Annotated in this window: 11 protein-coding genes and 2 pseudogenes; 2 read left to right on the top strand and 11 right to left on the bottom strand. The window is 62.5% G+C overall.

Annotation, left to right across the window (positions count from 1 at the left end):
* Positions 1–16: 16 nt before the first annotated feature.
* From H1B27_RS24065 to H1B27_RS40305, 4 genes are all read right to left on the bottom strand, one after another.
* Positions 17–298, bottom strand: coding sequence for a helix-turn-helix transcriptional regulator (locus H1B27_RS24065; RefSeq protein WP_008561544.1), 282 nt, complete (start codon positions 296–298; stop codon positions 17–19).
* A gap of 133 nt (positions 299–431) precedes the next feature.
* Positions 432–872 (bottom strand): DUF2285 domain-containing protein, encoded by a 441-nt coding sequence (locus H1B27_RS24060; RefSeq protein ID WP_197967741.1) that lies wholly within the window; start codon positions 870–872, stop codon positions 432–434.
* A 136-nt stretch (positions 873–1,008) separates the two neighbouring features.
* Positions 1,009–1,203 carry a transcriptional regulator domain-containing protein gene (locus H1B27_RS40310; protein WP_246515662.1) on the bottom strand — a complete coding sequence of 65 codons (195 nt, stop codon included), beginning with the start codon at positions 1,201–1,203 and terminating at the stop codon, positions 1,009–1,011.
* A gap of 166 nt (positions 1,204–1,369) precedes the next feature.
* Complete coding sequence (locus H1B27_RS40305) at positions 1,370–1,642, bottom strand: DUF2285 domain-containing protein (RefSeq protein ID WP_246515661.1); 273 nt, start codon at positions 1,640–1,642, stop codon at positions 1,370–1,372.
* Between the two features lie 208 nt (positions 1,643–1,850).
* On the opposite strand from H1B27_RS40305, the gene H1B27_RS24055 reads away from it, so the two are divergent.
* The gene (locus tag H1B27_RS24055; protein ID WP_092295086.1) at positions 1,851–2,078 is read left to right on the top strand and encodes a helix-turn-helix domain-containing protein; all 228 of its coding nucleotides are present in this window, start codon (positions 1,851–1,853) and stop codon (positions 2,076–2,078) included.
* Between the two features lie 63 nt (positions 2,079–2,141).
* Here H1B27_RS24055 and H1B27_RS24050 read toward each other — a convergent pair whose 3' ends face one another.
* The 7 genes and pseudogenes from H1B27_RS24050 to H1B27_RS24020 all read right to left on the bottom strand — a co-directional run.
* The gene (locus tag H1B27_RS24050; RefSeq protein WP_006018714.1) at positions 2,142–2,462 is read right to left on the bottom strand and encodes a DUF736 domain-containing protein; all 321 of its coding nucleotides are present in this window, start codon (positions 2,460–2,462) and stop codon (positions 2,142–2,144) included.
* A 578-nt stretch (positions 2,463–3,040) separates the two neighbouring features.
* Positions 3,041–3,490: a hypothetical protein gene (locus tag H1B27_RS24045; RefSeq protein ID WP_197967740.1), complete on the bottom strand. Its 450-nt coding sequence runs from the start codon at positions 3,488–3,490 to the stop codon at positions 3,041–3,043.
* A gap of 137 nt (positions 3,491–3,627) precedes the next feature.
* On the bottom strand, positions 3,628–4,551 hold the full coding sequence (locus H1B27_RS24040; protein ID WP_197967739.1) for a DUF2493 domain-containing protein: 924 nt from the start codon (positions 4,549–4,551) through the stop codon (positions 3,628–3,630).
* A gap of 340 nt (positions 4,552–4,891) precedes the next feature.
* Positions 4,892–5,953, bottom strand: coding sequence for a DUF7146 domain-containing protein (locus H1B27_RS24035; protein ID WP_197967738.1), 1,062 nt, complete (start codon positions 5,951–5,953; stop codon positions 4,892–4,894).
* Positions 5,953–10,269: a strawberry notch-like NTP hydrolase domain-containing protein gene (locus H1B27_RS24030; protein WP_197967737.1), complete on the bottom strand. Its 4,317-nt coding sequence runs from the start codon at positions 10,267–10,269 to the stop codon at positions 5,953–5,955. Before H1B27_RS24030 ends, H1B27_RS24035 begins: the two co-directional genes overlap by 1 nt.
* A 185-nt stretch (positions 10,270–10,454) precedes the next feature.
* Positions 10,455–12,569 (bottom strand): ParB/RepB/Spo0J family partition protein, encoded by a 2,115-nt coding sequence (locus tag H1B27_RS24025; protein WP_197967736.1) that lies wholly within the window; start codon positions 12,567–12,569, stop codon positions 10,455–10,457.
* A gap of 129 nt (positions 12,570–12,698) precedes the next feature.
* Positions 12,699–12,917 (bottom strand): annotated as a pseudogene (locus H1B27_RS24020) (zincin-like metallopeptidase domain-containing protein); the annotation flags it as partial.
* Positions 12,918–13,195: 278 nt separating this feature from the next.
* Here H1B27_RS24020 and H1B27_RS24015 point away from each other — a divergent pair.
* Positions 13,196–15,126 (top strand): annotated as a pseudogene (locus H1B27_RS24015) (hypothetical protein); the annotation flags it as partial.

Genomic DNA, 15,126 nt, shown 5'->3' with positions numbered 1-15,126 from the left:
GCTCTCACGCGGGCTATCAGCGACGTTCCTGACCTGCGTAGGGACGCAGGGCCGGATGCTTCTTGGCGGGGAGCACGGTCCCCTTGCCGGGATCGGATGTCGACGTCTTGGCGCCGCGGTCGGCCCACGCTTTCAGATCATCCACTGCGTAGACGACACGTCCGCCAATCTTCCGATACGTCGGTCCCGTGCCGTATGTGCGGTGCTTTTCCAGCGTACGACCGGACAGGCCAAGATAGCGCGCGGCCTCAGGTGTACGCAGGAATCGCGGGGGAAGACCGGCCATCGGATCGGGCATTTGAGAACTCCAAGAAGACAGCGCACTACGTTTGGCTAGGCCGGCGTGTGTGCGGTCATCATGGAGGAGCAGGTTCTCGGAGGGGGATGCCGAATATGGAGGGTGCGGCTTTCGGCACCCCTCCGGGGCGGCGCTACTCGTCCTTGCGCCCGGGCCGCAGAAGTTTGCGGTAACCACCGCGCATCAACGCGAGGCCGCCTTGCACCAGGCGAATGGTTCGATTGCGCAGATCATGCGTCTTCCAGGCGCGATCGGGGATGCATTTTTTGCCGAAGAGCGCTTCGGCGATAGCGCGATAACTGCTGCCGGCACTATGCCCATCGAGCGCGCGGATCGCGGCGCTCAGGCGTTCGCGCCGCTGTTTTGATAGTGTGTGAAATGCAGGACCTGGCACGCGTCCATTCATCGTGCGCCACAACCGTCGGGCTGCGTACGCACGTGCGTCGAAATCGCTATCGAGCGGCAGTTCGGCTGTGTATGACGCGCCGAGCACCGGCGGCTCTTTGGACCAGACACGATGATCTACCGCGCCAATACGCAGCACGGCATGCCAGCCATCGACAGCGCGGCGCATCTGGCCAGCCGTAAGGTCGAGCAGTGGCTGAGACGACGACCTGCTGTCCGCCGCCGTTGCCACCTTGACCGGAACGACCGCCGCTAAAACCTCAGGCGCCCAAAAGATCGTCTGTTCGTCGAAGGACCTCTGCGGGTCATGGGCGAAAGCAGAGACCCCACCTCCTCCTGAATTCTGCGGTTACTTCGCCATCTGGGCTACTGGCGATCATCGCCTCATATTCGCGTCGATAGTCCGCGTTGCGACGGAGACATTCCCAGGCGATGTCGGTGATTTCGGCGTCTTGTAGGCTCTTGTAGGATTCCGGCGACCGCCAGTCGAATTCAGGCATTGCTTCCGCCCCATTACACGCTGCTAACAACGATTGCGGCGCAATAGGTATGAACGAAGCGGTTGTAGGAAGCCCCTAGTTTGGCACCACGTGGTGCACCGGAATGACCACCCGATTAGCAAGAGAAAATAGTTCTGCCTGCAAGTCGCCAGCCGCTGATTTCCTTCTATTTCGAGCCGGTGCCTCGTAAGAGGCGCCCTTGCTCAGTCACCCATTTGGCACGCGCAAGGTGGCTCTGATATGCGCTCAGCGCACGCTCCGGCTCTCGCTCGGGGTCAATATGCAAGACCACTCGAGCCACTTCGCGCCAGTCGGCCCTCTCACCTTCGGCCTGCAAAAGGCGGACGTACGTGACCACATGCTCTTCGTCATAGGCCGTCAGCGTTGGCTCGTCCGGCGCACTGTCCGCTACGTCTGGATCTAGGGTTGGCTTCTGCATCACACCCGCTTTTAGAACGCCTACAAGCTACGCCATGGTTTGGTCGCAATCCAGACCTCCGCCGCGTTGGAAGCCTGAATATGCGCTCGATAAATCGGCAACCTAAGTCGGCCACGTACGTAGCATCGCCTCAGACATAGCATGTTCGGACACGAATAGGAACGATCGTTCCTAGAACGATCGTTCCGGCTCAGTTCCCATATCGGCCATGGATCTCAAAGAGATCATGGCTGTGAACCTGCGTCGGAAACGCCACGATCTACAAATGACGCAGGAGGAGCTGGCCGAGCGCGCGGGTTTAAGCGCCCGTTACGTCGGTGCCATCGAGCGTGGCGATGTATCAGCAAGCGTCACCGTGCTCGGGCAAATTGCTGAAGCATTGGGGATCGAACCGGGGGACCTGCTCAAAAAGGCTGCGCGGCTTAGCAAATCGTGAGCCGCCTCAGGCCGACCGCAAAGCGCCCCGCCCGGCGGACCGGACGGGGCTGGTGGGGCGCTCTTACTCGCCGGTCTTGCGCGGCCGCGACCAGAGCAGGGTGTAGCCTTCACCGCCCTCGTCGTCGAACAGGTTCGCGTAGATCGGCGCGTTGAACGAGGGGTCGTCGAGCTTGAGCGAGAGGTAGTCGCGGCCTTCCTCGGAACGCTTCGACCAGGCTGCGCCGATCTCCGCCCGGCCCACATAGATGCGGTGGCTGGGGGCGTTGTCATTGGAGCGGTTGGTCTCGGCGACGATGCGGACGCCCTTGGCCTTCAGGCTCAGGGTGACGATCTCGCCCTGGAATTCGTTGCCGACCTTCTTGAAAGAGCCGATGTTAGCCATGTCACTTCTCCTGTTGTGTTTCGAGCCCGCGACCACCGCGGCCTCGATGGCGATCTGCAGGTCGAAGACGATCGGCGACGCACCCGCTCGCCGGCCGAAGCGCAGCGGAGGGCGCCGTTGTGGCGACTTTCTTGTCTCGCGAGGAATGGGCGAAGCCCAGGGGAAGAAAGTCGCATCAACGGCGTTGCGGCTCAGACGATCGAGGCGAAGCCGGTCTTCGGCCAGATCAAGCCATCAACGAGGCCACGTGCGTCCGCGTGCTGAACCACAATCTCTGGAGAAGCCTGGCTAACTCGGTTTTGATGAACAAGAGGTCGGAACGATTCAGCGCGGAAAGAGAAACAATCTCCTGCAAAGGGCGGCATCGTCTCCCAAGAACGGATCAGGTAACATCGCTCTGCCGCGGCTGCGTGGGCCAGACCGAATGCCGGCAGCTTGATCGAGAGTTCCGAGGAGGGACTGCCTCTCGCGCGCTCAAGTTTCGATCTCCGCTGTTCAACGCGCCGATCTACGCGAACCTGTTCGATGACGAAGGCGGTAAACGGACATCCTTCGAGCCATGCGGCCGTAAGAACTGGTCAGGACGGGTTCTCCACCGCCCCACCCGGCTCGAACGGGCGGGTCTCCGCCAAAGCCATCAGGCGCGTCCATGACGTAACGCCAATGCAAACTGCACCCAGGTAAGCGAAGACCTTACGCCAAGCCTGCGACGGCATCTCGATCTGGGACAGAGCGAATGCCACATGATAGCCGGCGACGGCAGCGGGGACAGCAAATGCGGTCGCGATGGCGATGCGCAAGGTCAAGGACCGGGTAATGGCGACGGCGGCCTGACCGACGGCAAGCGTCAACGCGCCACTGACCGTTCCGATAAGCAGCGCACCAAGCACGCCGGCGCCATTTTGAAACGCGGTCATCCCGATACTCAGTGCGACGAAAAACGGCAAGGCATTCACCGCGAGCGCAAAGATCGCCCAGCAGAACAAGCCGATGCCGAGTGTGTTGAGAACAAACCCAAGGGCGAGCATGGTGGTGGCTCCATGTGCATAGATCTGGCAGTCGCGCCTTCCACCACCACCACGGCGCAACTGGGACATAGGATCGAAACGAGGCGGAGTTGCGGCGCATGCACCCGCTCTATTGTCTGGAGGCGAGAAGACGGCGCTCACGCGCCGCCGAACCTCCAGACGGGAATGCCGAGGCGCTTAGCTTTGTCCGCCAGGTTGTCCTGGATTCCCGTGCCCGGGAAGTGCATGACGCCGATCGGCAGGAGTTCGAGCATGGCGTCGTTGCGCTTGAATGGGGCCGCCTTGGCGTACTTTGTCCAGTCGGGCTTGAAGGCGATCTGAGGCACCTTGCGATTGTTCGCCCATTTGGACGCGATAAGCTCCGCACCTTTTGGCGAGCCGCCATGGAGCAAGACCATGTCGGGATGCTTGGCGTGAACCTTGTCGAGGCGATCCCAGATCAGGTGATGGTCGTTGAAGTTGAGCCCTCCGGTGAGTGCGATCTTCGGTCCTGGCGGCAACATGACCTCGGTCTCGGCGCAGTGCTTGGCGGCGATGAAGTCGCGGGAGTCGATCATCGCTGCGGTCAGCGTACGGTGGTTGACCAGCGATCCCGATCGAGGGCGCCAGAATGAGCCGGTGTGAGTCTCGAAGCGCTCGATGGCCTGATCACGGAAGAGCTCCAGGCAGTTGCGGCGCTCAATCAATGTGATGCCTTCCGCTGTCACGCGCTCGAGTTCGACCGATCGAATTTCGGAGCCGTCCTGCTCTCGCTGGCTCTTTTGCTGCGCCTGTTCGTTATCGTCGAGCTGACGACCGACGCGGTCAACGGCTCGGTGAAACAGGTTGACGGTCGACCAGAGCAGATCGTCAAGGTCGGGCTCGAGTCGAGTATCACTCAACGTCGCGACCAGAGCATCGAAGATGTCAGCGACGGCACCCGTGACGCTCTTGCCCTCGGGAAGCGGCCGTGGATCGGGCTGGTCGTCGAAGGGGCGGTAACCGAAGAGCTGCAATTCGGTAAGAACGTGTTCGGTCGGAGATGCGGCGTGCGGCGGTTCGATGTCGTCGTGATCGGTCATGGAGGTGATCCTTTGCCGGATCGGCCGCGACCATCGCGGCCTTCGTGGCGATCACTCAGACGGCAGGCGGAACGGGCCAGAACCCGGAGCGGAGCGGAGGGCCGAAGCGCAGCAGAGGATGGCGGAGGCCGGCTATTTTGCTTCGCGATGCAAAGCGCGCTCGCCAGATGGCTAATGTGTCTTCTCGTTGCCGGCGCGCGGCGGAAAATAGCCGGGCGCAGCCATTGCCGGCCCGAGCCGCTTGCCGTCCGATCGCCCTCTAGAAGGCCGTGGTCGCGTCCTCTTCCGGCAGTGGCCGCACCGCGACCGACCTGTCGACGCCCATCGAATTGCTCCGGGGCTATTCCGCGGTTGCCATCGACGAATGCAGGAAACGGACGACGTCCTCTGGTACGAGTTGAAGCCGCAACGCTGCTCGGAGGGTCTCAAGGCCGAAGATGTGCAGGTCTTCGTTGAAATCGCCCAGCCGGGGTGACAATGCAATCGCTTCAATGCCGGCGTCTTCCGCGCGCTGGGTGAGAGTTGCCTGCACGGCATCTCCGGCAGCATCTGCGTCGCAGGCGATATAGAGCCGACGCAGGCCAGACGGCAGCATCATAGCTGAGAGGTGATTGGCCGAGAGCGCCGCGACCATAGGCATGGTCGGCAGCGCGTAACGCAGCGAGAGCATGGTCTCGATACCCTCGCCGGCAGCGAGCACGTCGTCCACTACGCCGAAGCGAACGGCGTTGCCGAGCAGGTCGCCCATGGCCCGTCGTGGCGTGTCGATCGGAGCCTTGCCGAGACGAATGCGATCAAAGCCGTCTGGATCGAGCCAGGTTCGGTGCGCTCCAGTGATTCGTCCCTGAAGGTCCGTGACGCAGGCAATCATCGCCGGCCAGGTTTCGGTCGCAGAATGCTCATCCGGACGATAGAAGCAACGAGGGTGGAAGCGCAAGCTCCCGCCATGGTGGATGCGGGCTATTCCACGGCGCTGCAAATACGTTTCGACCACCGTTCCTTCGATCGGGCCGGATATCGCAAAGAGCCGACGGGCGGCTTCCTGCGATCCAGCGGGCGCCACCGAGCGAACGGGTTTCGAGGCCAGCTGCGGCTCAGGACGAGGCTGCTTCAAAAACCGTCTCGCCTCCTCAATGACCTCGCTGAAGTCGCGCAAACCGCGGCATTCGCGGATGATGTCGAGGAGGTCGCCATGTTGGCCGGTCGCAGCGTCAGTCCACTTGCCGGCGGCGCCCTTAGATGATTCCTGGAGCCGCACGAACATCGAGCGGCCCGGCGTGTTGTGGACGTCGCCGACCACCCAATACCGCCCCGCCCGCTCGCCATTGGAGAGATAGTATCGGCACACGGCCTCGGCCTCGCGCGCGAGGCGGCGTGCCAGTTCGGAGGCTTCGGAAGCCATCACGCGGCTTCCCGTTGACTGACGCGCGCAAGCGGATAGGTGTCGAGCACCTTTGTCAGGATCCCGACGCCGCTTGCGTCGGTGGGCACGAACATTCGCAGCTTCCAGGAGATGATCTCCCCGAAGAGGCCGTAAGCGCGGAGGCGATCGCGCATCGTGTCGTTGAATCCCGACAGCTCGATGCGCCATGCACCCATGACCCGGACGCGCCGAAGCTGGAGCCCCTCCGCGAGGTCGAGGACGGTGCCTCCCTCCATCACCGCGGCAAAGGCAGCGTCCGGTGACAGCGTGGGCGCGTCCGCCGAAATGGCGTTTGCGACCCACGCGGCAGAAACCTTACGGCCGATGATGCGTTCGCCCGCATCGGTCTGGAGCCGATAGACGCGGGTCGATTCGTTCGGCAGCCGCTTCCAGATCGGCAGCAGCAATCCCGCAACGACGTGGATCGTGCTTTCCGTGAACTCGGGGACCTGGGCAAGCTCCGCCAGCCAGGCCGCGGCGAAGCGTTCACGATCCACATCGACCCAATGGCTCTCCGCCATCATGGTCAGGGGGACCCTGTGCTGTTCCATAGGCCGGATCAGACAGACACGGCGCTCGATCTCGCCGTCGTCGAGCATAACGCTCGCTGTTGGGATCTGCACGGCGGCTCGTCCCGACCGCTCATTAGTCAGCAGGACAGCACCACGATCGGAGAGAAGAGCAAGAGCGTCATCCAGTCTCACAGGATGATTGCGCTGGCGTTGGGTGATCGTGAGCAGCCGGGTCTCGGCGCCAGTACCCGGATGGGCATAGATCGTCCGCCGGTCGGTGACGACAAAGCTCTCGGCGCGGAGCGTTTCCAGCCCGAGGTCGTAGGTGCTAGAGGCGACCGCGCCCTCGATCCGAGCGGTCAAGAGCTGCTCGAAGGCTGTGAACAGGACATTCTGCAGATCGATGGTGAGCGCCAACAACCTGTTCAGGAAGGTCGTGATCGGCGGCAGGTCGTCCCTGAGCCCATTGGCGTCCGTCAGCTTCAGGCCGGTCGCATCCTCGAACCTCTCGAGCGAGCAGCCGTCCACCTTGCCTCGCACCAGCAGCGTGTAGAGTTGACGCAAGGCATCGCGCCCGTAATGGCTTTCGAGATTGTCCTCGGGCCTGAACAGGCCCTGCCCTCCGGTCTGGCGCTGGCCCCGCGTAATGGCACCCAACGTGTCGAGCCGGCGGGCAATGGTGCTGAGAAAGCGCTTTTCGGCCTTCACGTCGGTCGAGATGGGCCGAAACAGCGGCGGCTGCGCCTGGTTGGTGCGGTTGGTCCGCCCAAGGCCCTGGATCGCAGCATCTGCCTTCCAGCCGGGCTCGAGCAGGTAATGGACCCGCAACCGGCGATTCCGGGCCGACAGCTCGGCGTGATAGCTCCTCCCCGTACCACCAGCATCGGAGAACACGAGGATGCGCTTGACGTCATCCATGAAGGCCGATGTCTCAGCAAGATTGGCCGAACCGGCGCGGGTTTCGACCACCAGCCGGTCGCCCTTCCGAACGATGCGGCGCGAGCGGCCAGTCACTTCGGCGACCAAGTCGGTGCCGAAGCGCTGCACGATTTGATCGAGCGCGCCAGGTACCGGAGGCAGCGAGGCGAGTTTCTCGATGAGGCGCTCGCGACGGGCGAGGGCTTCCCGGCTCTCGACTGGCTGGCCATCGCGATAGACAGGGCGGGAGCAGAGGTTGCCCTCCGAGTCGGTGAAGGGCTCGTAGAGCTGAACCGGGAAGGAATGGGCGAGATAGTCGAGCACATACTCGCGCGGGGTAATGTCGACCTGGACGTCGCCCCAGTCTTCAGTCGGGATCTCGGCGAGCCGGCGCTCCATCAGTGCTTCGCCCGTTGAAACAATCTGGATGACGGCGGCATGGCCGGCGTCGAGATCGCGGTCGATCGATCGGATGAGCGACGGCGTCTTCATCGAGGTCAGGAGGTGACCGAAGAAGCGCTGCTTCGCGCTCTCGAAGGCCGAGCGGGCGGCGGATTTTGCTTGCCCGTTCAGCGTTCCGGTTTCGCCGGTGATGTTGGCGGCCCGCATCGCCGCGTCGAGGTTGTTATGGATGATGCTGAACGCACCAGCATAGGCGTCGTAGATGCGAACCTGCTCCGGCGTTAGCTGGTGTTCAACGAGCTCGTACGCGACGCCCTCATAGGATAACGAGCGAGCGGCGTAAAGACCGAGCGCCTTGAGGTCGCGCGCCAGCACCTCCATCGCCGCGACTCCTCCCTCCTCGATTGCCTCGACGAACTCGGCGCGTGTGGCGAACGGGAAGTCGGTACCGCCCCAAAGGCCGAGGCGTTGGGCATAAGCGAGGTTGTGGACCGTGGTGGCGCCGGTCGCCGACACATAAACCACGCGAGCATTGGGCAAGGCGTGCTGGAGCCTCAGCCCTGCGCGCCCCTGCTGAGAGGCCGCCTGGTCGCCACGCTCGCCCTTGCCCCCGACCGCATTCTGCATCGCATGGCTCTCGTCGAAGACGATCACTCCGTCGAAGTCGGAGCCCAACCATTCAACGATCTGCCGGACACGCGAAAGCTTCTCGCCACGCTCGTCGGTGCGTAGCGTGGCGTAGGTGGCAAAAAGGATGCCTTCCGAAAGCCGGATCGGCGTGCCCTGGCGAAACCGGGACAGAGGCGTCACGAGCAGCCGCTCCATGCCGAGCGCGGACCAGTCGCGCTGCGCGTCCTCGATCAGCTTGTCGGACTTGCTGATCCAGACCGCCCGGCGGCGGCCCTTGAGCCAGTTGTCGAGCAGGATGCCGGCGACCTGCCGTCCCTTGCCCGCGCCGGTGCCATCACCCAAGAACCAGCCGCGACGAAAGCGGACGGCGTTCTCCGCATCATCGCGCGCGGCGGCCACAACATCGAAGGTCGCATCGACCGTCCAGGAGCCCCCGAGAAAATCAGAATGCGCTTCGCCGGCATAAATGACGCTCTCGAGCTGGGCGTCCGACAGATTGCCATCTGCCATCAGACGCGAAGGCAGGTGCGGCCGGTAGGACGGCCTCGGTGGCGCAACGGACGCCATCGCCGCCGACTGCACGAGCTTGGTCGGATGCGCGCACGCCCCTGGTATACGGATCGACTGCAATCCGTACTCCTCATAGAGCGCATCGGTGAGGCGCGCGCCCTCGGGCGGCGACCATTCGACGGTCTCGTACGTAAGTTCCACACCTTCCGGCGCGCTCCTCGAAGTGAACGATGGGCTTGGTACAACGGTGCCGGCCGATCGGGATATTGCAGGGCGCCGACTGACGTCGGCTACGACCGTCGCGGCGACTGGCAGCCTCGGAGGCACATGCTGGGTTATCCAATTGAGCAAGGTGGCGACATCGCCGGCCATGCCTTGCGAGGCAGCAAAAACCTTCGGATCGGCAGCGGGCAACTTGTCGATTACGAGCAGCCTCGCGTCGGTCTGAGTGCCGTGCTTGGCGTAGACGGCGCCGTCGATCGCGGCAGAGAACACGACCCGCCCGCGCTCCTGGAGACGAACAAAGGCCTCCAGCCACGCCGGGTTTTCCGGGGCAAGGCCCTCGCCAGCGATGGCGACGAGGCGCCCACCGTCGCAAAGACGCGCGAGCGCCGAAGCGATGTGCCGGAAAGCGGCATCCGCCATCCGTCGATCGACATTCGCCACCGCGGAGAACGGCGGATTCATCAGGACGACGCTCGGTAAGACGCTCGCAGCGAGGCGATCATCGATCTGCGCGGCGTCGAACCGCGTGACTTCAACGTTGGCAAACAAATGATCGAGCAGCGCTGCGCGGCCTTCGGCCAACTCGTTCAATATCAGAGCGCCACCGGCGAGCTCGGCAAAGATAGCGAGCAAGCCGGTCCCCGCAGACGGCTCCAGAACGCGGTCGCCTGGCGTAATGCCGGCTGCGGTGCATGCGGCGAGCCCAAGCGGGATCGGCGTCGAGAATTGCTGAAACGCCTGACCGTTCTCGGAACGCCGCGTATGGGTCGGCAGACAGCTCGCGATTTTCGCCAGCATTGGCAGCATGGCAGCTGTCGAGCCAACCTTGGCGCGCATGGCCGGGCCGAACTTGCGAAGGAATAGAACCGTTGCCGCTTCGCAGACGTCATAGGCGGTCTTCCAGTTCCAGGCGCCGGACGCGTCCGAGGCACCGAAGGCAGCCTCCATGGCACCACGCAGGACGGCGGCATCGATGCGACGGCCGCGTTCCAGATCGGTCAAGAGCTGTCGCGCGGCCCTGACGGCGGCCGAGGTGAGACTTGCAGCGGCACGCATCGAGAGGGGCGCGGCGGCGGCGCCTGGGAAAGATTCGGTCATGGCAGGATTTCTTTCGGAGAGCAGGAACGGGTCGAACCGCCGGGCGCTCTCGTTTAGGACCACGGCGATTCAAACCCTTCCCGGCCAGCCTCTCCCTCTCAGACGTCGACAAAAAAATAGGGACCGGCGCTGTGCACCGGTCCCCGACCAACGCAGGACAGCCGGAGCCATCCCGCACGATGACGTCACTCAGCCGCGTCCAGCTGTTGTGCATCCTCGTCGCCGACGTTCTCCTGATCCTCCTCGTCGGCGAGAAATTCGGGCAGGCCCGCTTCGCCCTCCTGCCCCACTGGCACCGCAGCGGGATCGACGAGACGCAGCGGCTCCGGCAACCAGCCCGAGCCATCCAGAAGACGCTCGGCCTCCTTGGCCATGTCGGCCTTCTTCAAGTGGTCGATCAGTTGGGCCGACGACTCGCCCCTGGCTTCCCGCACCGCCTCCAGAATGCGCGGCTTGGTGACCCGGCCGAGATAGTTGTCGACGGAGGGCTTCCACCCTGCCTGAATCATGTCGAGCCCGACCGCCCGCGCCAGCACATCAGCCTGGTCGAGACGCGTGCGGACGCCCTGGGCTGAGACGCGACCCTGATTGTAGCGGTTGGCCGGCTCATAGACGGCATTGACCGCAAATGATGCACAGTGGGCGAACAGCGATGCCTGTGCACCACCATCGAGAGCCGTCAGCGCATCCCAAAGATCGTTCTCGCTCTTCGGCAACCGTGCCTTCCAGGCCTCATGTCGCGCCTCGACGGCCTTAGCGGAGGCGCTTTCCCTCAGCCCCGGAGCTTGAGCGGGAAAGGTCGGTGTGCGTAGACCAATCTCGAGACAGCTTCCGGACGATGCGAACCGGTAAAAGGCCGTCAGCACGAAGTTGTGCAGCACCGCCTGAAACGCAATCGCGGGGTTTTCTGCCAGCGCATCCCGCAATGCCAGCGTGCGATGCGCTGTCAACTCGGTGATCAGCCGATCCGGCAGAGGCCTGGCGGCGTCCTCATCATCCTCTTCAGCATCAGGAGCACTACCCGCAACGGCGATCACCGTGCGCTGGACGGAAGGGCTCTCTTCTTGACCTTCGGTCGACGACGCATCGGCGCCCTGCCCGACATCACGATCAGTTGCCGGCGCCTCGTCCTCTGGACGGACGTAGCCCCGGTCCACCGAAAGGCGTCCTTCGGAATCGATGCTGATGAAGACACCAGCTCGGGCAATCTCGGTCGGACCGTAGAGCATCGGCCGATCTTCGAACGCCGCCAGCGCCGACTCGATTTCGCCGAGACGTTGATCGACCTCGTCCGGCAACTCGTCGGCATCCTGGTAGTCGGATTCAAGCTTGGCCTGCTCGGCATTCAGAGCATCGATGGTGGCCTGCTCCTCGGGCGAGAGATCGACAGGTTTGCCTTCGATTTCTCGCAGGCCTTGAGTGTGACCGTAGGGAAAATCCGTAGCCACCGAGATCCACTTCCAGCCCTCAGCAGCAATCGTCTCGGCTTCGGCTTTGAGCCTTTCCGTCACGAGGCGCTCGAGCAACACGACGTCCTGCAGCCAACCGCCGTCATCGTGCTGAAACAGGTCGCGCAGCACGATGCCGCCGGCCTGCTCAAACGCATCGAGCCCGACGAATTGGGCACGGCGGTCGGAGGCGCGGACCGTGTGTTCCGTAAGTATCCGGCGGATCTGGTACGGCTCGTCGTTCTGGGAGCGGCTCACATTATCCCAAACCTGCTCCTGACGCGCATGATCGCCAGTGACGGCAAACGCCATGAGCTGCTCCAGCGTCATGCCGTCATCGGCATAGACGTCGTGCAGCTTTGGCGAGACCGACGCCAGGCGCAAGCGCTGCTTGACGATCGTCGGCGCCACGAAATGCCGCGCGGCGATCTCCTCTTCGCTCATACCGCCATCGCGGAGGATCTGGAACGCGCGGAATTGATCGAGCGGATGCAGGCCGATGCGCTCGTCGTTTTCCGCAAGCGAGTCGTCCTCGGCGACACCGCCATCCCTGACCACACAGGGGACCGCTTGGGTCTTCGCCATACGCTTCTGCTTCACCAAGAGTTCAAGGGCGCGGTACCGCCGCCCGCCCGCAGGAACCTCGAATATGCCAGTCTCCGTGCCGTCGGCATCGACGACGGCACGGACGCTGAGGCTTTGTAGCAAGGTGCGTTGCGCAATGCTCTCGGCCAATTGCTCGATCGAGACGCCGGCCTTGACCCGGCGAATATTGGACTGGCTCAAGACCAGTTTGTTGAAGGGAATGTCTCGGGATGGACTGAGTTTGATCTTCTGAACGGCGCTAGCCATGTCGGATTCTCCGCGACGGGCGGCCGAAAGACTCTCTCTCGACCTCAAACCCGTCACGAATTCAACCGCCCGTCCTCTCACTCTCTGAGGCCCCCGCCCGCAGGCAAGCCGAAACGGCCGGCCGACGCACTACGCGGCCTCCTCGTCGCCCTCGTCGACAGAGGCGATCGGCCGTTGCTGGAAGCCGAGCAGGAAATCGGCGGCCTTCGACGCCGCGCTCGCCGCCCGTACGACGGCGCGGTTGTCCTCACGCAGCACCTCCAGCCAAGAGCCAATATAGTCGGCGTGGCGCACGGTCGGCACGATGCCAAGTGAAGCGCAGACGAACGCACCCGCCATCTCGGCGACATATCCTGACAGTCCAGCGCCATTCAGAAAATTTAGCCCGTTGGAGATAAGCTTTGGTTATGCGGCATCACTTCGGTTCGCCGCTGGACGTGCATCCGGGAATGTTCCACGCCCAACCTGACTTGTGCCGAGCGACAGGGAACTTGTGGTGCTCAAAATCCACAACCGTCAGTTTTCATTTGCCGCGCATATCTTTTGAAGTTGACGAATGACCGCTCTCCTCTAGCGTTGTTCACGTTAGCAAGGGGGAGTCGAGGGGCTAAGGGCGAGGGCTGCCCATGGCACGTTTGACGGCTGGCTGCGGCGCTGCATCAAAGACAACGCGACTGTCGCGCGCCAACATAACAGTTGAGCTGAAATCACTTTCAGCTTTACGAGAATTCAACCCACCCTCCCTAAGGGATCGGGGATTACACGTCCTTCAAAAACTCGCAGCGCACGAGAGGCGCAAAACCGTCCTCCGACGCTATTTGCTTGAAACAGCTGCGTCGATCATCGTGCTCTTCATCATTCAAGGAAGAGCTTGGGCTGACTGCGCGATTAACCCTGGTGCCGTAACCTGCACACCGCCCACCGATCCGGGTACGTTCACCGTATCTCCGCCTCCTCCACCCGGACCGACCGCCACCGTCGCTGTGACTAACGGCGCGAGCGTGACGGGCTCGTTCACGCTCGATGCCTTCAATTCGATCATCTTCAACAATAACGGCAATATCAGCGGCAATATCACGGCTGGGGGTATCACGCCCAATGGAAGCTTCACGTTCAATCAGAATGGAATCCTGAGCGGAAACCTGACCACCACCAGCACCGGAACGAACGCTCTGACGGTCCAGGCCAATCGCTCGATCAATACCGTGACGATGACGGGCGCCCAAAATACGATCGATAATTTCGGCGTTCTTAACCAAACCGTCACTCTGACCGCCACCGATCCAGCTTCGGGCTTAAACACAATCATCAACCGCGCCGGTGCGGCGATCAATCAGCTCAATCTCACCGCGACGACAAACGTCATCGATAACAGTGGCGTACTCAACCAGGGCCTCCAGTTCAACAACAGCGCCACCGCCACCGGCAATCCCAACTACGACAACACGATCGACAACCGGGCTGGCGGCGTCATCAACGGCATCACCAGCAGCGGCACCGCCAGCAACAACGTCGACAACTCCGGAACGATCAACGGCCCCACCAACCTTGCAGGCAATTATAACACCTTCGTCAATCGCGCGACGGTGAACGGAGGCGTCACCTTCGGTGGAGGCAATGACGTTTTCGCTCAGGTCAGCGGCACCGTCTGCTGCACGATCAACCTCGGTGACGGCACCAACCAGGCCTTCACTTTCGCAGGCACGATCAGCTCGAATATCCAGTCGGGCTCTGGAAACGATTTCCTTTACTGGGGCGGCGGAAACATTGTCACCGGTTTTAACCTAGGTGCTGGCAATGACACAGCACTGTTGTCCAATCTCACTTCAACCAATCTGACCCCCGGATTGCCGGTCGACGGCGGTCAGGGCAATGACCAACTCGTTTTCAGCCGTTCGCAGAACGGAGCGAACGGCACCTCGGTATCGCAGCTCTGGAATTGGGAAAGCATCAGACTTACCGCCAGCTCACAACTCACATTCAGTAATTTCAGCACACTGACGCTAGGCGACAGCGGGACCGGGACCGGCACGCTTTCAATCGAAAGCGGAAGCTCCGTGCTGGCCGGAAATGGTACTCATACGGTAAGGCCCTATGATCCGACCGCCCTTGCTACCGTCAATAACGCAAGCCTCATTGACCTGACCAACGCCGGGACGTCGCTCACCGATCAGTTCGTTATCTATGGCGATTATGTCGGCCAGAACGGAAAGCTCAATCTGCAAACCTATCTCGGCACCGACAACTCCCAGTCCGACCAGCTTGTCATCCAGAAGAACTCATCGGCGATCGCAACTCCCTCCGCGTCCGGTTTAACGTCCATCTACGTGACTAACGTGAACGGTCCTGGTGCTCCGACGATCGCCGACGGCATCAGGGTCGTCGATGCGGTGAATGGCGCAACAACAACGTCCGGGGCCTTCACGCTCGGCGCGCCGGTCGGCGCAGGGGTATTCGAATATCAACTGTTTCGCGGTGGCGTCACGGCGAATTCCAATAACGACAACGACTGGTTTTTGCGTTCGACCGTGACCTCTCCGCCACCACCACCGCCGCC

It is taken from the genome of Bradyrhizobium diversitatis (genome assembly GCF_016031635.1).
GTDB classification, from domain to species: Bacteria; Pseudomonadota; Alphaproteobacteria; order Rhizobiales; family Xanthobacteraceae; genus Bradyrhizobium; species Bradyrhizobium diversitatis.
The sequence above is the reverse complement of the archived record's forward strand: the minus strand, read 5'-3'. Positions and strand labels throughout refer to the sequence as shown.

Excerpts from the sequence above, each read along its gene's own strand:
- H1B27_RS24035 (WP_197967738.1), bottom strand. The coding sequence starts at position 5,953 with ATGGCTTCCGAAGCCTCCGAACTGGCACGCCGCCTCGCGCGCGAGGCC.
- H1B27_RS24025 (WP_197967736.1), bottom strand. The coding sequence starts at position 12,569 with ATGGCTAGCGCCGTTCAGAAGATCAAACTCAGTCCATCCCGAGACATT.
- H1B27_RS24030 (WP_197967737.1), bottom strand. The coding sequence starts at position 10,269 with ATGACCGAATCTTTCCCAGGCGCCGCCGCCGCGCCCCTCTCGATGCGT.
- H1B27_RS40305 (WP_246515661.1), bottom strand. The coding sequence starts at position 1,642 with ATGCAGAAGCCAACCCTAGATCCAGACGTAGCGGACAGTGCGCCGGAC.
- H1B27_RS24050 (WP_006018714.1), bottom strand. The coding sequence starts at position 2,462 with ATGGCTAACATCGGCTCTTTCAAGAAGGTCGGCAACGAATTCCAGGGC.
- H1B27_RS24040 (WP_197967739.1), bottom strand. The coding sequence starts at position 4,551 with ATGACCGATCACGACGACATCGAACCGCCGCACGCCGCATCTCCGACC.
- H1B27_RS24045 (WP_197967740.1), bottom strand. The coding sequence starts at position 3,490 with ATGCTCGCCCTTGGGTTTGTTCTCAACACACTCGGCATCGGCTTGTTC.
- H1B27_RS24055 (WP_092295086.1), top strand. The coding sequence starts at position 1,851 with ATGGATCTCAAAGAGATCATGGCTGTGAACCTGCGTCGGAAACGCCAC.
- H1B27_RS24060 (WP_197967741.1), bottom strand. The coding sequence starts at position 872 with ATGCGCCGCGCTGTCGATGGCTGGCATGCCGTGCTGCGTATTGGCGCG.
- H1B27_RS24065 (WP_008561544.1), bottom strand. The coding sequence starts at position 298 with ATGCCCGATCCGATGGCCGGTCTTCCCCCGCGATTCCTGCGTACACCT.
- H1B27_RS40310 (WP_246515662.1), bottom strand. The coding sequence starts at position 1,203 with ATGCCTGAATTCGACTGGCGGTCGCCGGAATCCTACAAGAGCCTACAA.